The sequence below is a fragment of the Streptomyces sp. NBC_01320 genome (assembly GCF_035974375.1).
In the GTDB taxonomy this organism is placed as follows: Bacteria; Actinomycetota; Actinomycetes; order Streptomycetales; family Streptomycetaceae; genus Streptomyces; species Streptomyces yanii.
The window spans coordinates 4,834,671-4,859,105 of sequence record NZ_CP108390.1 but is presented as its reverse complement, the minus strand read 5'-3'; the positions used below and the strand labels follow the sequence as shown (position 1 = coordinate 4,859,105).

At 71.3% G+C, this 24,435-nt stretch carries 19 protein-coding genes and 1 riboswitch; of the genes, 14 read left to right on the top strand and 5 right to left on the bottom strand.

Annotation, left to right across the window (positions count from 1 at the left end):
• The first annotated feature begins 78 nt into the window (after nt 1-78).
• From OG395_RS21865 to OG395_RS21845, 5 genes are all read left to right on the top strand, one after another.
• Nucleotides 79-3,447 (top strand): ATP-dependent helicase, encoded by a 3,369-nt coding sequence (locus OG395_RS21865; RefSeq protein WP_327244466.1) that lies wholly within the window; start codon nt 79-81, stop codon nt 3,445-3,447.
• A 427-nt stretch (nt 3,448-3,874) separates the two neighbouring features.
• Complete coding sequence (locus tag OG395_RS21860) at nt 3,875-7,336, top strand: ATP-dependent DNA helicase (protein WP_327244465.1); 3,462 nt, start codon at nt 3,875-3,877, stop codon at nt 7,334-7,336.
• A gap of 10 nt (nt 7,337-7,346) precedes the next feature.
• Nucleotides 7,347-8,741 carry a dipeptidase gene (locus OG395_RS21855; protein ID WP_327244464.1) on the top strand — a complete coding sequence of 465 codons (1,395 nt, stop codon included), beginning with the start codon at nt 7,347-7,349 and terminating at the stop codon, nt 8,739-8,741.
• Between the two features lie 44 nt (nt 8,742-8,785).
• Nucleotides 8,786-9,733 (top strand): NAD(+) diphosphatase, encoded by a 948-nt coding sequence (gene nudC, locus OG395_RS21850; RefSeq protein ID WP_327244463.1) that lies wholly within the window; start codon nt 8,786-8,788, stop codon nt 9,731-9,733.
• 87 nt (nt 9,734-9,820) lie between these two features.
• A riboswitch (ZMP/ZTP riboswitch) is annotated at nt 9,821-9,918 on the top strand.
• 39 nt (nt 9,919-9,957) lie between these two features.
• Nucleotides 9,958-10,821 (top strand): bifunctional 5,10-methylenetetrahydrofolate dehydrogenase/5,10-methenyltetrahydrofolate cyclohydrolase, encoded by an 864-nt coding sequence (locus OG395_RS21845; RefSeq protein WP_327244462.1) that lies wholly within the window; start codon nt 9,958-9,960, stop codon nt 10,819-10,821.
• A 149-nt stretch (nt 10,822-10,970) separates the two neighbouring features.
• Here the strand turns inward: OG395_RS21845 and OG395_RS21840 are convergent, their stop codons facing one another.
• Entirely contained in the window at nt 10,971-11,213 is a 243-nt protein-coding gene (locus OG395_RS21840) for a mycoredoxin (protein ID WP_266981757.1), read from the bottom strand.
• Nucleotides 11,214-11,345: 132 nt separating this feature from the next.
• On the opposite strand from OG395_RS21840, the gene OG395_RS21835 reads away from it, so the two are divergent.
• From OG395_RS21835 to OG395_RS21815, 5 genes are all read left to right on the top strand, one after another.
• Entirely contained in the window at nt 11,346-13,595 is a 2,250-nt protein-coding gene (locus OG395_RS21835; protein ID WP_327244461.1) for an ATP-dependent DNA helicase UvrD2, read from the top strand.
• Between the two features lie 164 nt (nt 13,596-13,759).
• The gene (locus OG395_RS21830) at nt 13,760-14,086 is read left to right on the top strand and encodes a hypothetical protein (protein ID WP_327244460.1); all 327 of its coding nucleotides are present in this window, start codon (nt 13,760-13,762) and stop codon (nt 14,084-14,086) included.
• A 172-nt stretch (nt 14,087-14,258) separates the two neighbouring features.
• Nucleotides 14,259-14,627 carry a WhiB family transcriptional regulator gene (locus OG395_RS21825; protein WP_030915514.1) on the top strand — a complete coding sequence of 123 codons (369 nt, stop codon included), beginning with the start codon at nt 14,259-14,261 and terminating at the stop codon, nt 14,625-14,627.
• Between the two features lie 32 nt (nt 14,628-14,659).
• Complete coding sequence (locus tag OG395_RS21820) at nt 14,660-14,983, top strand: hypothetical protein (RefSeq protein WP_266990483.1); 324 nt, start codon at nt 14,660-14,662, stop codon at nt 14,981-14,983.
• Nucleotides 14,984-15,329: 346 nt separating this feature from the next.
• Complete coding sequence (locus OG395_RS21815) at nt 15,330-15,533, top strand: hypothetical protein (protein ID WP_327244459.1); 204 nt, start codon at nt 15,330-15,332, stop codon at nt 15,531-15,533.
• A gap of 82 nt (nt 15,534-15,615) precedes the next feature.
• Here the strand turns inward: OG395_RS21815 and OG395_RS21810 are convergent, their stop codons facing one another.
• Both OG395_RS21810 and OG395_RS21805 read right to left on the bottom strand, forming a co-directional pair.
• Complete coding sequence (locus tag OG395_RS21810) at nt 15,616-17,076, bottom strand: ABC1 kinase family protein (protein ID WP_327244458.1); 1,461 nt, start codon at nt 17,074-17,076, stop codon at nt 15,616-15,618.
• Between the two features lie 41 nt (nt 17,077-17,117).
• Nucleotides 17,118-18,263, bottom strand: coding sequence for a ThiF family adenylyltransferase (locus OG395_RS21805; RefSeq protein ID WP_327244457.1), 1,146 nt, complete (start codon nt 18,261-18,263; stop codon nt 17,118-17,120).
• A gap of 271 nt (nt 18,264-18,534) precedes the next feature.
• Here OG395_RS21805 and OG395_RS21800 point away from each other — a divergent pair, with 271 nt between their 5' ends.
• From OG395_RS21800 to OG395_RS21785, 4 genes are all read left to right on the top strand, one after another.
• Complete coding sequence (locus OG395_RS21800; RefSeq protein WP_327244456.1) at nt 18,535-19,158, top strand: M48 metallopeptidase family protein; 624 nt, start codon at nt 18,535-18,537, stop codon at nt 19,156-19,158.
• Between the two features lie 107 nt (nt 19,159-19,265).
• Nucleotides 19,266-20,861 (top strand): TerD family protein, encoded by a 1,596-nt coding sequence (locus OG395_RS21795; RefSeq protein ID WP_327244455.1) that lies wholly within the window; start codon nt 19,266-19,268, stop codon nt 20,859-20,861.
• Between the two features lie 11 nt (nt 20,862-20,872).
• Nucleotides 20,873-21,553, top strand: a complete 681-nt coding sequence (locus OG395_RS21790) for an AIM24 family protein (protein ID WP_327244454.1) — start codon at nt 20,873-20,875, stop codon at nt 21,551-21,553.
• Nucleotides 21,554-21,572: 19 nt separating this feature from the next.
• Nucleotides 21,573-22,328: an AIM24 family protein gene (locus OG395_RS21785; protein WP_266981738.1), complete on the top strand. Its 756-nt coding sequence runs from the start codon at nt 21,573-21,575 to the stop codon at nt 22,326-22,328.
• A gap of 90 nt (nt 22,329-22,418) precedes the next feature.
• Here the strand turns inward: OG395_RS21785 and OG395_RS21780 are convergent, their stop codons facing one another.
• A complete protein-coding gene (locus OG395_RS21780; protein ID WP_327244453.1) occupies nt 22,419-22,967 on the bottom strand; it encodes an NUDIX hydrolase in 549 nt (182 codons plus the stop codon).
• Entirely contained in the window at nt 22,964-24,412 is a 1,449-nt protein-coding gene (locus OG395_RS21775) for a zinc-dependent metalloprotease (protein WP_327244452.1), read from the bottom strand. Before OG395_RS21775 ends, OG395_RS21780 begins: the two co-directional genes overlap by 4 nt.
• Between the last annotated feature and the right edge of the window lie 23 nt (nt 24,413-24,435).

Genomic DNA, 24,435 nt, shown 5'->3' with positions numbered 1-24,435 from the left:
CTGGCGTAGCGTCGACAGTTCGCGGCAGGCACCCCCGCCCCCTCACCATCAGCACACCCCCCAGGACCGGCGATCCACGTGAGTTCCTCCTCCTTCACCCGGCACAGTCCGCACCGTCAGGCACGGCAGAGGACCACGGGCGCGTACCGACTGGTGCGTACCCCGCCGGGTTCCGTGGACCCCCCTGTTCTGGACGCAGCGCAACAGACGGTGGTTGATCACCCCGGCGGCCCGCTGCTGGTCCTCGCCGGACCGGGCACCGGCAAGACGACCACACTCGTCGAAGCGGTCGCCGCCCGCGTCGCCGGGGGCGGCGACCCGGCCCGCATCCTGGTCCTCACGTTCAGCCGCAAGGCGGCGGTGGAGCTGCGCGACCGGATGGCCGCCCGGCTCGGTGCCGCCCGCGGCCCGCAGGCCACCACGTTCCACTCCTTCTGCTACGCACTGGTCCGCGCCCATCAGGACGCCGACCTCTTCGCCGACCCGCTGCGGCTGCTCTCCGGACCCGAGCAGGACGTCACCGTCCGCGATCTCCTGGCCGGCCAGCTCGAACTGGAACAGGAGGGCATCGCGCACATTCGCTGGCCCGACGAGCTGCGGGCCTGCCTGACCACGCGCGGCTTCGCCGACGAGGTACGCGCGGTGCTCGCCCGCAGCCGCGAGCTGGGCCTCGGCCCGGATGCCCTCGCCGACTTCGCGCGCCGCACCGGCCGCCCGGACTGGGGCGCGGCCGCAGCGTTCCTCGCCGAGTACCTGGACGTGCTCGACGCGCAGGGGGTGCTGGACTACGCGGAGCTGGTCCACCGGGCGGTGCTCCTGGCCGAGCGCCCCGAGGTGTCGGCGGTGCTGGCCGGGGCGTACGACTCGGTGTTCGTCGACGAGTACCAGGACACGGACCCGGCGCAGGTGCGGCTGCTGCACGCGCTGGCGGGCAACCGCGGGAGCGCGCCGGGGGCCGGCGGCGGCCGGGACCTGATCGCCTTCGGCGACCCGGACCAGTCGATCTACACGTTCCGGGGCGCCGACGTGAACGGCATCCTCGACTTCCCTGAGACGTTCCGGCGGGCGGACGGCGGCCCGTCCCCGGTCGGCGTCCTCACCACGTCGCGCCGCTCCGGCGCACAGCTGCTGGCCGCCACCCGGCTGCTCACCCGCCGGATGCCGCTGACCCGGCTGCCGTCGGCGAAGGTCCGCGCCCACCGGGAGCTCGCCTCGGTACGCGAGGGCGGGCGCGTCGAGACGTACACCTACCCGACCGCCTCCACCGAGCTGGACAACGTCGCCGACCTGCTGCGCCGCGCCCACCTGGAGGACGGCGTGCCATGGAACGAGATGGCAGTGCTGGTACGTGCCGGGGGCCGCACGATCCCCGCGGTGCGCCGCGCCCTGACGTCGGCGGGCGTGCCTCTGGAGGTCGACGGCGACGACCTCCCGCTGCGCCACGAACCCGCTGTGACCCCGCTCCTCACCGCCCTCCGCACGGTCGCCACGGCCGCGCTGCACCGCACGACGGCTGCGGAGCCGGCCCCGGACGACGGCGCCGCCGCCCCCGCGTCCGAGGGGCCCGCCGCCCCCTGGCTCGACACCGAGACCGCCCTCACCCTCCTCACCTCCCCCCTCGGCTCCATGGACGCCGCCGATCTGCGCCGGCTCGGCCGGGCGCTGCGCGACGAGGAGCGCGCCGCCGGGAACCGGGTACCACCGCCCTCCGGCGAGTTGCTGGCCCGCGCGCTCGCCGAACCCGAACGCCTCGTCGCACACGACCCCGCGTACGCCCGCGGTGCCCAGCGCCTCGGCGCGCTGCTGCGCAAGGCACGCGAACTCCTCGAAGGCGGCGGCACCGCCGAAGAGGCCCTGTGGGAGCTGTGGGCGGGCACCCCCTGGCCGGGGCGGCTCGAACGCGCCGCGCTGCGCGGCGGCGCGGGCGGCCGCAACGCCGACCGCGATCTCGACGCCGTCTGCGCACTCTTCGACACCGCGGCCCGCGCCGAGGAACGCACCGGCGGCCGCGGCGCGCTCAACTTCCTCGAAGAGATCGACGCCCAGGACATCGCCGCCGACACCCTCTCCAAGCGGGTCGGACGCCCCGACGCCGTACGGCTGATGACCGCGCACCGCTCGAAGGGTCTGGAGTGGCGGCTGGTCGTTGTCGCCGGGGTGCAGGAGGGACTCTGGCCGGACCTGCGCCGCCGCGGCTCGCTGCTCGAAGCGGACCGGATCGGCCGCGACGGCCTTGCCGAACCGCTCACCCCGGGCGCCCTCCTCGCCGAGGAACGACGCCTCTTCTACGTGGCGGCGACTCGCGCACGGGAACGGCTGATCGTCACCGCGGTGAAGGCCCCCGCCGACGACGGCGACCAGCCGTCCCGCTTTCTCACCGAGCTGGGCATCGAACCGCGCGACGTCACCGGACGCCCGCGCCGCCCGCTCGCCGTCGCCGCGCTTGTCGCCGAGCTGCGCGCGACCACCGTCGACCCGGACGCCTCCGACGCCCTGCGCGACGAGGCCGCCCACCGGCTGGCCCGGCTGGCCGCGCTCACGGACGACGAGGGGCAGCCGCTCGTGCCGTCGGCCCATCCGTACCGCTGGTGGGGGCTGTACGAGCCGACCCGCTCGGCCGTCCCGCTCCGCGACCGGGACCACCCCGTGGCGCTCTCCGGCAGCGCACTCGACCAGCTGGCCAACACCTGCGCCCTGCAGTGGTTCCTCGGCCGAGAGGTGAAGGCGGACGCCCCGGCGACGGCCGCGCAGGGATTCGGCAACGTCGTGCACGTACTCGCCGACGAGGTCGCCTCCGGTCGTACCCCCGCCGACCTGGCGGTCCTGATGGAGCGCCTCGACTCGGTCTGGGACGGGCTGGTCTTCGACGCCCCCTGGAAGTCGCAGCAGGAGAAGGAGCAGGCGAGGGTCGCCCTCGAACGCTTTCTGCGCTGGCATGTCATGGACCGCACCGGCCGCACCTCCGCCGCGAGCGAGCACGACTTCGACGTGACGCTCGAAGCGGGGGAGTACGAGGTACGGATCCGCGGCTCCATGGACCGCGTCGAACGGGACGCCGACGGCCGTGCGTACGTCGTCGACTTCAAGACCGGCAAGCAGGCCCCGACGAAGGACGAGGTCGCCCGCCATCCCCAGCTCGCCGTGTACCAGCTGGCCGTCCGGGAGGGGGCCGTCGACGAGATCTTCGACGGCCACCGCCCCGCCCCCGGTGGCGCCGAACTCGTCCAACTGCGGCAGCCGGCCCCGAAGAAGGAGGGCGGCGACGCCCTTCCCAAGGTGCAGGCCCAGGAACCGCCCACCACCGAGTGGGTCTCCGACCTGCTGGCCACGGCCGCGGGCCGGGTCCTGGACGAACGCTTCACACCTACGACCGGCCAGCACTGCACCCACTGCACGTTCCGGGCCTCGTGCAGCGCTCAGCCCGAGGGCCGCCACATCCTGGAGTGACCGGGTTGCGGCTCCGGCCGGTCGAGTTGAACCACAGCGGTCGTGGGCGTGCAGCCGGCGACAACCCTGAGGCGGCAGTCCCGCAGGATCCTCGGGCCCGGATCATCCGCTGCGATCACCCACTCACCGTGCGATCCATGCGCGGCCGCGCCGCCGGGGATGGCCCCGGAGCGGCCAGTGGCGGAGGCCACATCTCTGCCCCAGGGGGCCCGGACGCTCTCAGAGGGTCCGTCTCGTGCTCAACCGTCCGGGCGCCCCACTCGGCAGACGTCCCAGGTGGCCGTCCTCGCAAGGCCGTTGAGGCGATCGGATGCGATCGCCGGAGGTCAGTGCCCGACGCGGACCACAGGTGGCCTCCCGACAAGGCACGTCCCGGCCTTCTCGCGGACCCCGCACGCTGTCGGTGCGCCCGGTTAGCCTCTGTGGGGTGTCCTCACGTATCACCGATCCCGAGCAGCTCAAAGAGCTCCTCGGGATCCCCTTCACCCCGGAGCAGACGGCCTGCATCACCGCGCCGCCGGCCCCGCAGGTGATCGTGGCCGGAGCCGGGTCGGGGAAGACCACGGTGATGGCGGCGCGTGTGGTGTGGCTGGTCGGGACCGGGCAGGTCGCCCCGGAGCAGGTACTCGGACTCACCTTCACGAACAAGGCGGCGGGCGAGCTCGCCGAGCGCGTCCGCAAGGCACTCGTCGCCGCCGGGGTCACCGACCCGGACGCCATCGACCCGGACAACCCGCCGGGCGAGCCCAGCATCTCCACGTACCACGCCTTCGCCGGACGGCTCCTCACCGAGCACGGGCTGCGCATAGGACTCGAACCCACCACCCGCCTTCTCGCCGACGCCACCCGCTACCAGCTCGCCGCCCGCGTGCTGCGCGAGGCCCCGGGCCCGTACCCGGCACTGACCAGGTCGTTCCCCACCCTGGTCAGTGATCTGCTGGCACTCGACGCCGAGCTGGCCGAGCATCTCGTACGCCCCGAGCAGCTTGCGGCGTACGACAGCGAACTCCTCCGTACGCTGGAAACGGCCCGGCTCACCAACGCCGAGCTGCGCAAGATCCCCGAAGCCGCCGAAGCCCGCCGCGAGCTGCTCTCGCTGACCCGGCGCTACCGGGACGCCAAGCGCAGCCGCGACCTCCTCGACTTCGGCGACCAGATCGCGCTCTCCGCCGAGCTCGCCCTCACCCGCCCGGAGGTCGGCGCGATCCTGCGCGATGAATACCGGGTCGTCCTGCTCGACGAGTACCAGGACACCTCCGTCGCCCAGCGGCTGCTGCTCTCCGCCCTCTTCGGCAGCGGCCCCGGCGGCACCGCGTCCGGGCACGCCGTCACCGCCGTCGGCGACCCCTGCCAGGCGATCTACGGCTGGCGCGGCGCCTCCGTCGCCAATCTCGACGACTTCCCGCGCCACTTCCCGCACGCCGACGGCACCCCCGCCACCCGGTACTCCCTCAGCGAGAACCGCCGCAGCGGCGGTCGCCTGCTGCACCTGGCCAACGGGCTCGCCGAGCCGCTGCGCGCCATGCACGAGGGTGTGGAGGCGCTGCGCCCCGCCCCGGGCGCAGAACGCGACGGCATCGTCCGCTGCGCCCTGCTGCGCACCCACACCGAAGAGATCGACTGGCTCGCCGACTCGATCGCCCATCTCGTACGGACCGGGAAGGAACCCGGCGAGATCGCCGTGCTGTGCCGCACGGCGGGCGACTTCCCGGAGATCCAGGCCGCGCTCGTCGCCCGCGACATCCCCGTCGAGGTCGTCGGCCTCTCGGGGCTGCTGCACCTGCCCGAGGTCGCCGACCTCGTCGCAGTCTGCGAAGTCCTCCAGGACCCCGGCGCCAACGCCTCCCTGGTCCGGCTGCTCACCGGGCCCCGCTGGCGGATCGGCCCCCGCGACCTGGCCCTCCTCGGCCGCCGCGCCCGCCTCCTCGTCCACCGCGCGGCTCATGCAGACGACGACTTCGACCCCGACCGCCGGCTCGCCGAAGCGGTCGAAGGCATCGACCCGGCCGAGGTGATCTCGCTCGCCGACGCCCTCGACACCTTCCTCGAATCGAGCGGTACGGAGGACGACGGGCTGCCGTTCTCCGCCGAGGCACGCGTCCGCTTCGCCCGCCTCGCCACCGAACTGCGCGAGCTGCGCCGCTCGCTGGCCGACCCGCTCATGGACGTCCTGCACCGGGTCCTCGCCACCACCGGTCTCGAGGTGGAGCTCTCCGCGTCGCCGCACGCGCTGGCCGCCCGCCGCCGCGAGACCCTCGCCAACTTCCTGGACGTCGCGGCCCGCTTCGCCACAGCCGACGGCGAGGCCACGCTGCTGGCCTTCCTCGGCTTCCTGCGCACCGCCGTCCAGTACGAGAAGGGTCTGGACAACGCACTGCCCGGCGGCGAGAACACCGTCAAGGTCCTCACCGCCCACAAGTCCAAGGGCCTGGAGTGGGACGTCGTCGCCGTGCCCGGCCTGGTCACCGGACAGTTCCCCAGCGCCCGGTCCCGCGACGCCTGGACCTCCCAGTCCAAGGTCCTTCCGCACGCCCTGCGCGGCGACGCACCCACCCTGCCCGTCATCCACTCCTGGGACGCCAAGGGGCTGGGGGGCTTCAAGGAGGAGATGAAGGAGCACCAGCACACCGAGGAACTCCGCCTCGGCTACGTCACCTTCACCCGGCCGCGCAGCCTGCTGCTCGGCTCCGGCCACTGGTGGGGGCCGTCCCAGAAGAAGCCGCGCGGCCCGTCGGACTTCCTGCAGGCGCTGTACGAGCACTGCGTGGCCGGACACGGCGAGATCGAGGCATGGGCGGACGAGCCGGCCGAGGACGAGGAGAACCCGGCACTCGCGGAGGCGGCCGCCGACCACGCCTGGCCGCTCCCGCTGGACGACACGGCGCTGGCCCGCCGCTGGGCGGCCGCGGAGACGGTGCTGGCCCACCTGGAGACGCTGGCGGGGGAGTCGGCGGCGGGTGCGGCGCCAGGGGCGTACCCCGCGGCACCGGACGACCAGCGGTTTGCGGACGACGAGCCGTACCCGGACGAGGCCGCGGACTGGGACTCCCTGTCGAGCGAGCCTCCCGCCGACCCCGCCCCCACGTCATCGCCCCCTCGGATCCCCGCCCCCCACGTCCCCGCCGCCCGGACCCCCTCACGGCTCACCCCGGAGGAGACGCGCACCCTCGCGTCCTGGGACCGGGACCTCGACGCGCTCGCCGGTGAGCTGCGCCGCGCCCGCGCCACCGTGCGCGAGGTCCTCGTGCCCGCCTCGCTCTCCGCCACGCAGCTGCTGAGGCTCGCCGACGACCCCGACGGCTTCGCCCAGGAGCTGGCCCGGCCCATGCCGCGGCCGCCCGCGCCCGCGGCCCGCCGGGGCACCAGGTTCCACGCCTGGGTGGAGGCCCGCTTCGAGGAGCTGCCGCTGCCCATGCTCGGCCCCGACGAGCTGCCCGGCGGCGACGGGAGCGACACCGACATCGCGGACGAGCGCGACCTCGTCGCGCTCAAGGAGGCCTTCGAGCGGACCCCGTACGCCCACCGCACCCCGTACCGCGTCGAGACACCGTTCCAGATCACGCTCGCGGGCCGCGTGATCCGGGGCCGGATCGACGCCGTGTACCGCACGGAAGGTGCGGATGGCGTCACCTACGAGATCGTCGACTGGAAGACGACCCGTCACGCCCCCCACGGCCACGAAGACACGTCGGCCGTCCGCACGGCCGACCCGCTGCAGCTGGCCGTCTACCGCCTCGCCTGGGCCGAACTGCACGACGTACCGCTCGACTCCGTCACCACCACGTTCCTGTTCGTCCGCACCGGAGAGGCCGTCCACCCCACCGATCTCCCCGGCCGGGCCGAGCTCGAACAAATCCTGTGGGACGAGCCACCTCCCGCAGGCCGATAGGCTCAAGACCATGAGCGACACCCCGGACAGCGCCGTCCGTACGTACACCGAACAGCACCGCACAGCCTTCCTCGACGACCTTGCCGAGTGGCTGCGCATCCCCTCCGTGTCCGCCCAACCGGAGCACGACGGAGACGTACGGCGCAGCGCCGAGTGGCTGTCCGCCAAGCTCAAGGAGACCGGCTTCCCGGTCACGGAGGTCTGGGAGACGCCGGGCGCCCCCGCCGTCTTCGCCGAGTGGCCGTCCGAGGACCCGGAAGCCCCGACCGTCCTCGTCTACGGCCACCACGACGTGCAGCCCGCCGCCCGGGAGGACGGCTGGGACACCGACCCGTTCGAACCGGTGATCCGGGACGGCCGGATGTACGGGCGCGGCGCCGCCGACGACAAGGGCCAGGTGTTCTTCCACACACTCGGCGTCCGGGCCCACCTCGCCGCCACCGGCCGCACCACCCCTGCCGTCCACCTCAAGCTCCTCGTCGAGGGCGAGGAGGAGTCCGGCTCCCCGCACTTCCGCGCCCTGGTCGAGCAGCAGGCCGCGCGCCTCGCCGCCGACGCCGTGATCGTCTCCGACACCGGCATGTGGGACGAGACGACCCCGACGGTCTGCACCGGCATGCGTGGTCTCGCCGAGTGCGAGATCGAGCTCCACGGACCCGAGCAGGACATCCACTCCGGATCGTTCGGCGGCGCCGTCCCCAACCCGGCGACCGCCGTGGCCCGCCTCGTCGCCGCGCTGCACGACGCGGACGGACGGGTCGCGATCCCCGGTTTCTACGACGGCGTGACGGAACTCACCGACACCGAGCGCGCCCTCTTCGCCGAGCTCCCCTTCGACGAGGCCGGCTGGCTGCGTACCGCCAAGTCGCAGGCCGCGACGGGCGAGGCCGGCTACTCCACGCTGGAGCGCATCTGGGCGCGCCCCACAGCCGAGGTCAACGGCATCGGTGGCGGCTACCAGGGCGCCGGAAGCAAGACCATCATTCCGTCCTCCGCCCTCGTGAAGATCAGCTTCCGGCTGGTCGCGGGCCAGGACCCCGACCACGTCCAACAGGCCGTCCGGGCCTGGGCCGAGGCGCAGTTCCCGGCCGGCATCCGCCATCGGATCACCTTCGCCCCCGCCACCCGCCCCTGCCTGACCCCGCTGGACCACCCCGCCCTGCAGGCCGTGGCCCGCGCCATGGGACGGGCCTTCGGCCAGAAGATCCTCTTCACCCGCGAAGGAGGCTCGGGTCCCGCCGCCGACCTGCAGGACGTGCTCGACGCCCCCGTCCTCTTCCTGGGCATCTCCGTACCGTCCGACGGCTGGCACGCCCCCAACGAGAAGGTGGAGCTGGACCTCCTGCTCAAGGGCGTGCAGACGACCGCCCACCTCTGGGGCGAACTGTCCACCGCACTCCGCTGAATCCTCTGAACACCCGATCCGTCCCGGGGGAGTAGGAAGCACCTGTGAGCACCTTCGACAACGCCACCACAGACCGGCCCATCGGTCTCACCGCGCCCAACGGCATCGACCGCGCCGCGCACCATCGCCTCGACGAGGCCTGGCTCTCCGCCGCCTGGAGCCACCCGACCACCCGGGTCTTCGTGGTCTCCGGCGGGCAGGTGCTGATCGACGACACCGCCGACGGCGGCACGGAGATCGTCATGACCCCGGCCTTCGAGGCCCCGGTCACCGAGACCCACCGCTACTTCCTCGGCACCGACGAGGACGGCGTCAGCTACTTCGCGCTCCAGAAGGACTCGCTGCCCGGCCGCATGGACCAGCCGGCGCGCCCGGCCGGGCTGCGCGAGGCCGGACTGCTCCTCGGCCCGCGCGACGCGGGGCTGATGGCGCATGCGGTGGCGCTGGAGAACTGGCAGCGGCTGCACCGCTTCTGCTCCCGCTGCGGCGAACGCACCGTCATCGCAGCGGCCGGCCACATCCGCCGCTGCCAGGCCTGCGGCGCCGAGCACTACCCGCGCACCGACCCGGCGGTGATCATGCTGGTGACGGACGACCAGGACCGCGCCCTGCTGGGCCGTCAGGTGCACTGGCCGGAGGGCAGGTTCTCGACGCTCGCGGGCTTCGTCGAGCCCGGGGAGTCGATCGAGCAGTCCGTCGCCCGCGAGGTGTTCGAGGAGGCGGGTGTCACGGTCGGTGAGGTCGAGTACATCGCCAGCCAGCCCTGGCCCTTCCCGTCCAGCCTGATGCTGGGCTTCATGGCGCGGGCCACGTCGTCGGAGATCAACGTCGACGGCGAGGAGATCGAGGAGGCGCGCTGGTTCTCCCGCGAGGACCTGACGGCGGCCTTCGAATCGGGCGAGATCCTGCCCCCGTTCGGCATCTCGATCGCGGCCCGTCTGATCGAGCTCTGGTACGGCAAGCCGCTCCCGAAGCCGGGCAGCGTCGGCTGACACACGGTGCGGGGCGGGCGACGGAGCACGCACGGCCGGGGTCCGCCCACCACTGAGCCCCGCTACTCCCCCCGGGACGTTAATCTGGACCCGGGCCGTGACTGGCGCTGAGGTGGAGCACCACCGGGGAGCGGTCCGACGGAAACACTCGACAACCGTCGATGCCGTGCGCCTGGGCGATTCATCGTGATCCTCGTGATCCAAGTGACGCTCAGGAGTGAAGCGTGGCCCAGACACAGACAGCCCGTCCGATGGACGGCACCGCTCTCGCCCGCCGCATCATCGAGACCAGCGCCGCGACAGCGGCGGAGCTCCGGCTGCGCACCGGGAAGGCACCCTGCCTGGCGACCGTGCTGGTCGGCGACGACCCGGCGTCGGTGACCTACGTCCGGATGAAGCGTCGCCGCTGCGAAGGCGCGGGCATCACGTCACGGCACGTGGCCCTTCCCGCCACCTCCACCACACAGGACGTGGTGGACGCGGTCACCGCACTGTCGAACGACCCCGATGTGCACGGCATCCTGCTGCAGCATCCCGTCGGTCCCCACATCGACGAACGCGCCGCCTTCGAGGCGATCGACCCGGCCAAGGACGTCGACGGGGTCACCATGCACTCGTTCGCGGCGATGAGTTTCGGCCTTCCCGGCTTCGTCTCCTGCACGCCCGGCGGCATCATGCGCCTCCTCGACGAGTACGAGGTCGACCTCGCGGGCAGGCACGCGGTCGTCGTGGGCCGCAGCGCCATCCTGGGCAAGCCCGCCGGGATGCTGCTGCTCGGCCGGGACGCCACTGTGACGTACTGCCACTCACGGACGGCCGGCCTCCCGTCGATCGTGCAGCAGGCGGACGTGCTACTGGCCGCGGTCGGCAAGCCGCGCTTCATCGCCGGTGCGGACATCAAGCCGGGTGCGGTGGTGCTCGACGCCGGATACAACGACGGCAACGTCGGCGATGTCGACCACGAGACCGCGGCCGAGCGGGCACGGCTGATCACCCCGGTCCCGGGCGGCGTCGGACCGATGACCATCGCGGTCCTCCTCGAACAGACAGTGGCCGCGGCCGCATTGCAGCTCGGCGCCGCGGCGTGAGCTGACGCCCCGTTGCCCGGCGGAAGCGCCCGCCGGCTTGCGGGCACGGAAACGCCCGCCGCCTTCCGGCGGACCGGAAGGTTGGCGGGCGTGTCTGCAGGCGCGTCGGTGCGCGCGTTCCGCTGCCGCGAGGCGCGAGGCTCGCTCGCTCAGACGCCGATCTTCTGCTTGACCTGGGCCAGCGAGGGGTTCGTCAGTGTCGAACCGTCCGCGAAGAGCACGGTCGGGACGGTCTGGTTGCCCCCGTTGGCCTTCTCGACGAAGGCTGCGGACGCCGGGTCCTGCTCGATGTTGATCTCGTTGTACGTGATGCCCTCGCGGTCCATCTGGCCCTTGAGCCGGCGGCAGTAGCCGCACCACGTGGTGCTGTACATCGTCACAGTGCCCGGCATGTTTTCGCGCTCCTCTGTCTTGTTCGTCTCACTCACGACTGCGGAAAAGCCGCCCATGCGCATCCCCGCAGGGAGTGGAACGTACGTGACCTGGTCACCATTCCCGCCGTCGGCCCCGCATTAGTACGACGGATGCTGCTCCCCTGTGGACAACTTCCGCGTCCGCCTCTCCCGACCTGGCAGCATGGCGGGGTGACAGCAGCAACGCATTCCTCTCTTTTCCCGCAGGTCCCCGAGTCGGCGGACGCCGTGCTCGACGGCCTGGACCCCGAGCAGCGCGAGGTCGCCCTGGCCCTGCACGGCCCGGTGTGCGTGCTGGCCGGAGCCGGTACGGGCAAGACGCGAGCGATCACGCACCGCATCGCGTACGGGGTGCGCGCCGGAATACTCCAGCCGACCAGTGTGCTGGCCGTCACGTTCACCAACCGGGCCGCGGGCGAGATGCGGGGCCGCCTCCGCCAGCTCGGCGCAGCCGGGGTGCAGGCGCGGACCTTCCACTCCGCCGCCCTGCGCCAGCTCCAGTACTTCTGGCCGAAAGCAGTCGGTGGCGAGCTGCCGAGGCTGGTGGAGCGCAAGGTCCAGCTGGTCGCCGAGGCCGCCGCCCGCTGCCGCATCCGGCTCGACCGCAACGAGCTGCGGGACGTCACCAGCGAGATCGAGTGGGCGAAGGTCACCCAGACCGTGCCCGCCGACTATCCGGCCGTGGTTGCCAAGTCCCAGCGCGACGCTCCGCGCGACACCGCCGAGATCTCCCAGATCTATGCGATGTACGAGCAGCTGAAACGCGACCGCTCGGTGATCGACTTCGAGGACGTGCTGCTCCTCACCGTCGCCATCCTCCAGGACCGTCACGACATCGCCGACCATGTCCGCCGCCAGTACCAGCACTTCGTGGTCGACGAGTACCAGGACGTCAGCCCGCTCCAGCAGCGTCTGCTCGACCTCTGGCTGGGCGACCGGGACAACCTGTGCGTCGTCGGGGACGCCAGCCAGACGATCTACTCCTTCACCGGGGCCACCCCCGAGCACCTGCTGAACTTCCGCGCCCGCCACCCGAACGCGACCGTGGTCAAGCTGGTCAGGGACTACCGCTCCACGCCCCAGGTGGTCCACCTCGCCAACGGCCTGCTCGGCCAGGCCCGTGGCCGCGCCGCCGAGCACCGGCTCGAACTCGTCTCGCAGCGGGAGAAGGGTCCCGAGCCGGCCTACACGGAGTACGGGGACGAGCCCGCGGAGGCGGAGGGCACCGCCCGCCGGATCCGCGATCTGATCGCCGCCGGCGTCCCGGCCGGGGAGATCGCCGTGCTCTACCGGGTCAACTCCCAGTCCGAGGTCTACGAGCAGGCCCTCTCCGACGCGGGCGTGCCCTACCAGCTGCGCGGCGCGGAGCGCTTCTTCGAGCGCGCGGAGGTACGGGAAGCGGGCGTCGCCCTGCGCGGCGCGGCGCGCGCCGGGGGGAACGACTCCTTGCTCGACGACGCGGAGGGGCTGCCCTCCCAGGTGCGGGCCGTGCTCTCCACCAAGGGGTGGACCACGGAGCCGCCCGCGGGCTCCGGCGCGATGCGCGACCGCTGGGAGTCCCTCGCCGCGCTGGTCCGGCTGGCCGAGGACTTCGAACAGGCCAAGCCGGGGGCGACGCTCTCCGATCTGGTGGCGGAGCTGGACGAGCGGGCTGCCGCCCAGCACGCCCCGGCGGTCCAGGGAGTCACGCTGGCCTCGCTGCACTCGGCGAAGGGCCTGGAGTGGGACGCCGTGTTCCTGGTCGGGCTGACCGAGGGAATGATGCCGATCACGTACGCCAGGACGGATGAGCAGATCGAGGAGGAGCGCCGCCTGCTCTACGTCGGTGTCACCCGGGCGCGCTTCCATCTCTCGCTGTCGTGGTCGCTGTCCCGGTCGCCGGGCAGCCGCGGCGGGCGGCGACCGAGCCGCTTCCTGAACGGACTGCGTCCCGGCTCGGCGGCGCTCGGCGGGCGTGGCACGGTCGGCGGCGGAGGAGGCGTCGAGCGTCCCGCGGTGACCAAGCGCAGGCGTCGTGGCCTCGCGCTGTGCCGGGTCTGCGGCAAGACACTCACCGACGCCGGCGAGATGAAGCTGATGCGCTGTGAGGACTGCCCCTCCGACATGGACGAAGCGCTGTACGAGCGGCTGCGCGACTGGCGGGCGGACCGGGCGAAGGAGATCGGCCAGCCCGCTTACTGCGTGTTCACCGACAAGACGCTCATGGCGATCGCGGAGGCGGTGCCGGGCAGCGAGGGCGAACTGGCTGGAATCTCCGGGGTCGGTGTCCGGAAGATGGACCGGTTCGGAGAAGCCGTGCTGGCCATTTGTGCAGGTGAGGACCGGGTCGAGGAGCTCGGGGGAGACGACGGGGAGGCGTGAGAAAAACTCGTCGAAAAAATAGTTTGCGCCCGCCCCAGTCATCACCATAGGTTCTTAACCACGGGAACAGCGACTTCTCTGAAGCCCTGATCCTGTGCTGTACTTATCCGAATACGCAGGACCGGCCCGCCGGTCCACCGAGACGCCGAGAGGAGGCGATTGTCGTGATCAGCATCATCGAGACCAACAAAATGACCGATCTGTCGGTCGTCTCCGCCTGCTCGCTCGGCCTCGCCTGCTCTTCGGAATCTTCGCTTCGTGGCACCGGTCTGTCCGGCATTTCTGCCGCCAGCCCGCTGTCCCTGGCGAGCCTCCCCGTGCGGGAGCGCAATGAGCGACCGATCCAGGCATCGACGGCAGCAGTAGCGAAGGGACAGGCCAAGGCGGCCTATGCCTTTGCGGCAGTCGGTGCCGGAGCCGAGCAGCAGATGACGCACCACCACACGATGTGGGCCTTCCGTGGGCCTGAACCCTGGAGTGATCCAGCCTGATCCACCATCAGGCCGGCGCCTTCAGGGCCGCGGAACCCCACTCGGGATCCGCGGCCCTTTTGTTTTGTCCCAACGGACGACACAGCGAGAAGGCGCCTCGGGACAAGCCGTACCCGGTACCAGCAGCCACCCGGCCGACCGGCCGGAACAACCAGACGAGGACACCACCACCGTGCAACTCGAAGCGCACGCCCCGTCCGTACCGCCTTCCGAAACGATCCCCCCGCCCGGCCTCACGGAGGACTCCACCTTGATCCCCCTCACTGCGCTCACCGCGCTCGACGACGCCATCGAGAACCTCGGCGTGCCCGTCCCCTGCCGTTCCTACGACCCGGAGGTCTTCTTCGCCGAGTCGCCGGCCGATGTCGAGTACGCCAAGTCGCTCTGCCGCACCTGCCCGCTCGTCGAGGCCTGCCTCGCCGGCGCCAAGGAGCGCCGCGAGCCGTGGGGCGTCTGGGGTGGCGAGCTCTTCATCCAGGGCGTCGTCGTCGCTCGCAAGCGGCCGCGTGGCCGTCCGCGCAAGAACCCGGTCGCGGCGTGACCGCCGGCCTGGGAGCCACGGCCCCCAAACCCATGAAGCGCATCGGAACCATCGACCGTCCCCGGACCCACGACCCTCGAAATCAGGCACCAATGACCGTCCCCACGAATGAGCCCATCGGCTCCGCGACACCGAACGTCACGATCATCGGCGCGAACGACTCGCGTCAGAACAGGACCCGCGAAATGCAACTCATCCCAGAAGCCCTGGCGCGTGCGCATATGCACGACCGCCTGAGGGAAGCCGACGCGGAGCGCCGGGCCGTGCGCCTGGTCACCGCTCGGCGGATGCAGCGTCGGGCAGAGCGCGCTTCGATGCGCGCCCGCCGTGCGCTGGCCATGGCGGTCATGCACTAGTGCCCCTCCCGGCAAGCTGTGCCCCGTCGCACCGCCCGGCTCGCCCTTCTGGTGGCTCCTTCCCCAAGCTCTCAACCCCGTTCGAGCAGGGGGACTCCCTCCAAGGACGTCCGGCCGCCTTGCGATCGCACGCACCGGACGACGCTCCTCATGGGGCAAACACTGCCGGTCACGGCACCAGCCAGGCCGGAAACCGCAGCACCCGCTGCCGGGCGCCGCTCCGCCCGGCAGCAAGCAGCACCCCCTTGTCAGCACCCCTTCCGCAGGGCCGGTCCGAACGGACCGGCCCTGCGGTCGTGCTGTGTGGTGCCGTGCCGCGCAGCGGGGACGGAGTTATCGTCACGGGGTGGACGAGGAGACTCATCACCCCGAGCAGCCGGGTGCCGAGATCGTGGTGTGCGCCAGGTGCGGCACCACCGCCGACAGCGCGTACGCTCCGCCGACCTGGATCTGCTCCGTGGAGAACGGCAGGCGCCAGTACTTCTGCGACGACTGCGCCCGCACTCATATCAGGGCGATCGAGGGCCGCCTCGATTCGGTCTGGTGGTGACCTGCCCCCTCGGCGCCAGGGCTCATGCCGGCGCCCCCGGGGGCCGGGGCGGCGGGGACGGTCCTGGACACCGCGACGGACCTTAGGCCGGCCGGTCGTCGAGCAACTCGTCGTCGGTCAGCTCCTGGCCGGCCAGGTCCTGATCCGGGAGCTCCAGATCCCGGCTCTGCTGCTCGGGCACGTCCTCGACGGGCAGGAACCCCGGGACCCAGGACTCCAGTTCGTCCCGCAGCCGCACCGTCGCACCCAGCTGACACAGCACCCCGATCGTGCTCAGCGTCACCCGGTGTATCAGCAGATAGGCGGGCGGCAGATTCAGCTGCTTGCCCAGCTGATGGGCGGGGGAGCGGGGATCCGCTATCCGGGCCGCCTGATTGCGCATCCAGCTCCGGGTGAAGGTGAACTCCTCCACCTGCGCCGGCTCGATGATGGGCAGGAGGTAGTCGAGTACCTCATCCGGGTCGAGATCGATGGATTCCTTGACGAAGCCCTCCTCGCGCAGCAGTTCGTACACTGCCTCCGCGTCACCCTCCAGCGTCAGCCGCAACGAGTCCCCGATGGGCTGAGGCAGGCCGCCCGGCAGCCGGTCCACCGTGCCGAAGTCCAGCACCCCGAGCCGCCATGGTCCGCTCCCGCAGCCTTCCGCATCCCCGTCCGCTTCCCCGCCCCCGGGCAGGAGCCGGAAGTTGCCCGGATGCGGGTCGGCGTGCAGCAGATTCGTGCGCGCCGGACCCGAGAAGAGGAATCGTGCCAGTAGCTGACCCGCCCGGTCCCGTTGTTCCTGGGTGCCCTCCGCGATCACCTCGGACAGCGGGACGCCGTCGATCCACTCCGTCACCAGCACCTGGTCGGACTGGTGCACCACACCGGGAACCACCACATCGGGGTCGTTCGCGAACTCCTCGGCGTGTTCCCGCTGCGACTGCGCCTCCAGTTCGTAGTCCAGCTCCTCCGACACCCGGTCGCGCAGCTCCGCGATGAGCGGCTTGATATCCATTCCGGGGATCAGCGGGCCGAGCAACCGGGCGAAGCGGCTGAGTTGGGTCAGATCCGAGAGCAAGGCCTCCCCCGCGCCCGGATACTGCACCTTCACGGCGACGGCCCGCCCGTCGTGCCAGACCGCCCGGTGCACCTGCCCGATCGACGCGGCGGCCGACGGCTTGTCGTCGAATTCGAGGAACAGCTCCCGCCAGTCCTCACCGAGCCGCTCCGTGAGCACCGCGTGGACGGTGCGGGTCGGCATGGGGGGAGCGGCTTCCTGCAGTTTGGTGAGCGCCGCCCGATACGGCCCGGCGACCTCCTCGGGCAGCGCCGACTCGAAGACGGACAGGGCCTGACCGAGCTTCATGGCACCCCCCTTCAGCTCGCCCAGCGTGCGGAACAGCTGGTCCGCCGTGCGCTGCTGGAGCTCACGGGCCACTATCTCCGCGGGCTTGCCGCCGATCCGCTTGCCGAGCCCCCACGTGGCACGGCCGGCGAAGCCGAGTGGCAGTGCGGCCAACTTGGCTGTTCGGGTGACCGCTTTCCGGGGAAGATCAGACATACGCCCCTCCAAATCCCAGACTGCCGTGCCGCGTGCGGCGGTTACCCGGCCATTGTGTCCTGCGCCGCGCCGAGCCCGGAGGTGCGCTGCCTCCCAGTGTGCCCACCCGCCCCGCAGGAACAGTCGAGGTGTGGCCCGATCCGCTCCGACCGCCAGTCCAACAGCGGCAGGACGGCCTCGCATCTGGCTCCCGTGCCGGCGGGCAGTTCGCCGTCGAGAAACGCCAGCGCCTGGGCCGCCGCGAGACCGGCCACCGCTGTCGCCAGCCCCAGGTCGCACGCCTGCACGGCGCCGCGCCGCCCGGACCGCCACTGCGCCAGCATCCGCGGCCACTGCGGATCCCGATCCGTGCGGTGCAGGTCCAGACATCCCGCGCAGGCCGTACCGCCGGGCAGTACCAGCGGACCGACCACACCTGTGGCCTCGATCACCCCGGCATAGAGATGAGGAGTGCCCGAAGCGATCCATGGTTCGGCTGCACGAGGGTCGGGGGCGTACACCGCGAGACCGTCCCGCGGAGCGACCACGACCAGGGACAGCCCAGGACCACCACGCGACGGGGAGCGGTCCGTCCCGGTCGTGCGGGGGGCGGGACCGACAGCGGATCGTCGCACCAACTGCCGGGCGGCGGTGTCCCTGCGCTCACCGACCGCAGTGGCCGGAAGCCCGCCGGGTGCGACGTCCGACGGCTCGGTGACCCCTCCGTCCAGGACCTCGACCAGGCCCACACCGGACCCGGACAGCACCGCCGCGATTGCCGCGCCGACCCGGCCGGAGCCCCGCACCTGGACCCGCATCGCGCGGCGGGCCGCCAACCGTCGCAGCCCGCCCCCCGGTTTGGGGTGCACGACCGAGAGCGACGCGAGGTCGGGGCGCTGTCGCTCCAGGACGTCGGCCCGGTTACGCAACGCGTCGGCTTCCGGCCCGCCCGCCCGGACATCGTCGACCAGGCCCGCTTCCACCAATCGCGCCACCAGCATGTCCACTTGACGGTCGGACAGGTCCAGTGCCCTGGCTTCCTCGCGCAGCAGTGGCAGGCCGCGTGTTCCGTCGAGCAGTTCCAGGAAACTGCCCGTGGCGATATCCATCGGCCCCACCTTCACCGCGTGAGCGGGCGTCACCCCGAATTGCACGGTGTTCCTGCCACGCCACGCTCGGCGTAGTGCGGGTTTCAACATCGGATGCATGGCTTCCCCTGCCCGTGTTCGTCCTGCTGCTGTCTCTTCCGGGCGATCTCTGTGTGGTCTCTGTGCGGTCCGGAGTGATCTGCGTGCGTCGGCGGCGAACCGGAGCTTCGCGAGATCAGTTGCCAGAATGCAGGCCGGCGTCGGAGCGTGCAGAAAGTTATCCACAGGCATGGGGTATTAGTCGTTCAAATGGTGCATGCCATCGAACGGATCATGCGCGAACCGTCCCGGAGGCGGGACTTCCCGCACTGACAGCGGGTAACGTCGGGGCGTGCCCGCCGACCCGTCACCCGGCTTCGCCGGCGAGACCCCCGCGCGCAGCGCCAAAGACCATCAGCGCAGCGCGGCCAGCCATTCGCCCCGCGTCTCGGTGACGAGCGCGGTCGAGGTCCGCAGGAGCACCCGCCGCAGCAGAACGGTCTCCGCGTACCGGGAGGGCGACCGCACCATCGTGCTGATCCCCGCCAGGATGTCGGAGGCGGAGGAGCGGCGCTGGGTGACCGTGATGCTCGACAAACTCGCGGCCCAGGAGAGCAAGCGCATCCTCGGCGACAGCGAACTCGCCGAGCGGGCCGAGCGGTTGTCCGCCCAGTATTTCGCGGGCAGGGCCAGGCCCGCCTCGGTGCGGTGGGTGACCAACCAGAACACCCGATGGGGGTCCTGCACCCCGGCGGAGGGCAGCATCCGTCTGTCGCACCGTCTGCAGGGTATGCCGGAGTACGTCGTCGACTACGTGCTCGTCCACGAGCTGGCGCATCTGCTGGTCCCCGGTCACGGTCCGCGGTTCTGGCGGCTGCTGGAGGCGTATCCGCGTACCGAGCGGGCCCGTGGCTACCTCGAAGGAGTGGTGGCGGCGGACCGGCTGCCTCATCTGCCTGCCGCGCGTGGTGAGTGACGTTCAGTGATTCTGTACCGGGTGTGTACCGGCTTAGCTCAATGTCGGAGTTTGCGGTTAGCCTGGCGCGACGCATTCACATTCGGGATGGGGGACGGTCGTTACGCATGGCCAGGGAATTCCAACGCGGCCACAAGGCCAAGATCAGTGATCTCACGCCGGGGACGGATCTGTACGTAGGTGTGCAGATCGCCGGTCCTGGACTGACCTTCGACATCAGCTGCTTCGGCCTCGATGCCCATGAGCAGCTCTCCGACGACCGGTATTTCATCTTCTTCAACCAGCCGAAATCGCCCGAGGAGTCCATTCAGCTCCTCGGTGCCCAGTCCGGTGACACCGAGTCGTTCCGCGTCACTCTGGACCGCATTCCGGCGAACATCCACAAGCTGTCGTTCACCGCGACCGTCGACGGCGCGGGACAGATGTCGCAGATCGGTCCGGGGTACATCCGGATCGTCGCGGGTGGCGAGGAAGTCGTCAGGTACGCCTTCACCGGCTCCGAGTTCACCACCGAGCGCGCGGTGATGCTGGGCGACTTCTACCTGAAGGACGTCTGGCGGTTTGCCGCTGTCGGACAGGGCTTCGACGGCGGCCTCGACGCGCTGCTGAAGAACTTCGGCGGCGAGGTCGCCGAGGAGGCGCCCGCCGCACCGCAGCCGCAGGCGGCTGCCCCTTTGTTCGCCCCGCCCGCGCAGGCCCCGGCGCCCGCTCCGTCCTTCGGTGTCCCGGCCGCCCCCCAGCCCCCTCAAGTCCCGCAGCCGGCTCCGTCCTTCGGCGCCCCGGCCGCGCAGGCCCCCACTCCGCAGCAGCAGATGCATGCCGCGCCGACGATAGCGGCACCGATGGCACCGCAGGGCGGTACCGTCCCGCCGCCCGCGCCCGCCCCCGCTCCCTACGGTCAGCCGGGACAGCCGCCCCAGTTCGGGCAGTTTCCCGGTCAGGTCATGCCGGCCGCCCCCTACGGGCAGCAGCCCCCGGCACCGTACGGGCAGCAGCCCCCCGGAATGCAGCCGGGCATGCCACAGGGTGTGCCGCAGGCCGGCGCCGGTCTGCAGGCCGCGCTCCAGCCGTACAAGGAGACAGCCACCGGCCAGCGTTGGACGCCGCAGAACCAGCAGCTCATGCGGGTGGACCTCACCATGGGCGGTACACCGGTGCTCGCCCGTCAGGGCTCCATGGTGATGTATCAGGGGAAGGTCGACTTCAGCTACAAGGGTGCCGGTTTCGCAGGCCGCATGGTCGGGAATGCGACCGGCCAGGAAATGCAGCTGATGCGCTGTACCGGTCGCGGCCAGGTCTTCCTCGCCGAAGACGGCGCCCATCTGCACTCCATCGAGCTCCAGGGCGACGGCATCTGCGTCTCCGCGGAGAGCGTCCTCGCCTTCGACGAGTCGCTGCAGTACGAGGTCCGCAGGATCGAGGGTCACGGCATCCCCGGCGGCGCCCTGTTCACCATGCAGTTCCAGGGCAGCGGCACGGTCGTCGTCAAGACCCACGGCGTCCCCGTCGTCCTGCCGGTCACGCCGACCACGTTCGCCGACTGCAACGCCGTCGTGGCGTGGTCGTCCGCGTCCCAGGTGATCATCTCCAGCCAGGTCCGGCTGCGCCGTAACGCATACCCGGGGCACAGCGGAGAGACCGTGAACCTCCAGTTCCGGGGAGCCCCCGGCAACTTCATCGTCGTCCAGCCCTACGAGGTCTGAGGGAGCCCGTCATGAACCAGCAACTCGCGGGCTTCGCCCCGACCCCCGTCACGGCCCGTATGGAGAACCACGGCCATACGATGCTCAAGGTCGCCATGGCCACGGGCCAGGACCTCTACGCACGTACCGGCTCGATGGTGTCCTACGAGGGCTTCATCCAGTACGAGCCCAACCCGCCGGCCGTCCGGCAGATCGCCTCCCAGTGGATCACCGGCGAGGGCGCACCCCTGATGAAGTGCTCCGGTGACGGGCTGCTCTACCTCGCCGACTACGGCGCCGATGTGGTCGTCATCAATCTCAACAACGAATCCCTCTCGGTCAACGGCACCAACGTCCTGGCCTTCGACGGCCACCTCACCTGGGGCGTGGAGCGGGTCAAGGGGCTGGCGAAGTTCGCCGGCCAGGGCCTGTGGAACGTCTGCATCGCCGGCACCGGCTGGGTCGCGATCACCTCGCGCGGCACGCCGATCGTCGTCGACTGCGGACGCGGCGACGACGAGACCTACGTCGACCCGGACGCCCTTGTGGCGTGGTCCCCGAACCTCAAGGTGAAGGGCAAGCGCAGCTTCAAGGCCTCCTCGCTGATCGGGCGGGGAAGCGGCGAGGCGTTCCAGATGGCGTTCTCCGGCCAGGGCATCGTCGTCGTCCAGCCGAGCGAGGACAGTACGGACCGCCTTCGGGTCCGGAACTGAGGGGGAGCGAGAACACACCATGCAGAGTCCGCTTTTCAACTACACGGAACAGCAGTCCCAGGACCGCTACACCCTGCAGAATCCGCAGCTCCTGCGGGTCTCGCTGACCGGCCACGACGACGTCCTCGCCCGCAAGGGCGCCATGGTCGCGTACCAGGGGCTGATGGAGTTCGACGGCGAGTACCAGTCGCACGGGCAGCGCCGTGCCCGCGCGAACACCGGTGAGGGCCTCGACCTGATGCGCTGTTCGGGCCAGGGCACCGTCTACCTCGCCAACCTCGCGCAGTACGTCCATGTCGTGGACGTCGACCACGACGGCATGACGGTGGACAGCGCCTATGTGCTGGCGCTCGACTCGTCGTTGCACACCGAGGTCATCGCCGTGGACAGCCAGTACGGCATCTCGGGCACGGGCAAGTACCAGCTCAACATCTCCGGCACCGGCAAGGTCGCCCTGATGACGTCCGGCCAGCCACTGATGATGCAGGTCACGCCCGACAAGTACGTCAACGTCGACGCCGACGCGATCGTCGCCTGGTCCAGCTCGCTGCGCGTGCAGATGCAGGCACAGACGCATTCCTCGGGCGTCTGGCGTCGGCGCGGCAACACCGGCGAGGGCTGGGAGCTCAGCTTCCTCGGACAGGGCTTCGCCCTGGTCCAGCCGAGCGAGGTGCTGCCCCCGCAGAGCGCCCAGATCGGCCAGGGGCTGCGCGCGCAGTACGGCATGGGCCAGCAGGGAGCGCACGGCCAGAACCAGAACAACGCCTGGAACTGAACCGTGGCGCACGGACACGGGTAAGGGGCGGCCTCGCGGGAGGACGCCCCTTACCCGTTGATGTGCCGGTCCCGAGGGCCGTCGGTACGGCTACCGGCCGCCTTCCAGCGCCGCGCGCGTACGTGCCACCAGCTGCACGACCGAGGTGTCGGCCACTTCGGCCACCTCGTCGTATGCGAACCAGCGCAGATCCAGCGACTCGTCGGTGATCTCTTCCGTCGCGCCCGACGGCGCCAGCGCCGCGTACTGCACATCCAGATGCCAGTGGCAGGGCGCCGGGATCGCATGCCGGTCCAGCACCACCGGGCCGCCCGCCAGCAGCGTCAGACCGCTGATGCCGGACTCCTCGGTGGCCTCACGCAGCGCCGCAGCCGCCAGCGTGGCGTCCTCGGGCTCGCAGTGGCCGCCCATCTGCAGCCACATCTGCAGCTTCCGGTGCAGTGTCAGCAGCACCCGTCCGCGCTCCGGATCGACGACCAGCGCGCTGGCCGTCAGATGCCCGGCCCCGCACGCCTTCCACATGCCGTCCGGATGCTGTGCCAGATGGTCCAGATAGGTCTGCCGCAGCTGCTCCTGGTCAGCGTCGGCCCGGTCCTCGTATTTCTTCAGTACGAGGACGGCGTCGTCGTACAGGCTCACTGGTCGGTGTCTTCCTTGCCGTCGCCGTCGCCGTCGCTGGTGGCGCCGGTTTCCTCGCCCTTGTCGTCCGCGGGCTTCCGGGGACCCTTCGCGGCCTCGCCGAGCATCTTGTCCAGCTCGGAGAAGTCCAGGTGCTCGTGGTGCACGAACCCGTCCGGGTCGTCCAGGTCATGCGCGGTCGGCAGCATGTCCGGGTGCTCCCAGAGTGCGTCGCGCCCGTCGAGACCGCGCGCGTCCGTGAGCGACGCCCAGAGCCGCGAGGCGTCCCGCAGCCGCCGCGGCCGCAACTGCAGCCCGATCAGCGTGGCGAACGTCTGCTCGGCCGGGCCGCCGGAGGCACGGCGCCTGCGCATCGTCTCGCGCAGTGCGTCCGCCGAGGTCAGCCGGGACTTCGCGGCCTCGTGGACCACCGCGTCCACCCAGCCCTCGACCAGCGCGAGCGCCGTCTCCAGCCGGGCCAGTGCCGCCTTCTGCTCCGGCGTGTCCTCCGGCTGGAACATGCCCTGCTGAAGGGCGTCCTGCAACTGCTCGGGCTGCGACGGGTCGAACTGGCCGACCACGTCCTCCAGCTTGCTGGTGTCGACCTTGATGCCGCGCGCGTACCCCTCGACAGCGCCGAACAGGTGCGAGCGCAGCCACGGCACATGGGCGAAGAGCCGCTGATGGGCAGCCTCGCGCAGGGCGAGATAGAGCCGCACCTCGTCCTGCGGCACGCTCAGGTCCTTGCCGAACATCTCGACGTTCAACGGAAGGAGCGCGGCCTTGCCCGCCGGGCCGAGCGGCAGCCCGATATCGGTCGAACCGACCACCTCGCCCGCCAGCACACCCACGGCCTGCCCGATCTGCTGACCGAACATCGCACCGCCCATCGACCTCATCATGCCGATCAGCGGGCCGGCCATGGCCTGCATCTCCTCGGGCAGCACATCGCCCATGGCCATGCCGACACGCTCCGCCACCGGGTCGACCAGCTTCTGCCAGGCGGGAAGGGACACCTCGACCCACTCCGCACGGCTCCACGCCACGGTCGAGACCGCACCGGAGGGCAGCGACGTCACGCCGTCCAGCCAGTGGTCCGCCAGGCGCAGCGCCTCGTCGACCGCCGACCGCTCGGACGGGCCGACGCTCGCGTCCTTCGTGCCGTCCGGCGTGCCCTGCGCAACCGTCTGGCGGGCGATCTGCTTGGCCATGTCCCAGTTCACGGGACCGCCCTCGTAGCTCAGCATCTGCCCGAGCTGCTGGAAGGCGGCTCCCAGGTCGTTGGGGTTCATCGTGCCGAACATCGCCGCGAACGGGTTGTCCCCGCCCGCGCCCGGCCCGAAGCCGAACGGGTTCGCCGGCCCGCCCGAACCCTGCCCACCTCCGGTGGGGTCCTTCTTCTTGCCCTCGTCGCCGTTCTCCGGCTCCTCCGGCGGAAGGCCGAATCCGAATGGGGTGTCACTCACGGGTTTCCTCGGCTCGTAGGGCC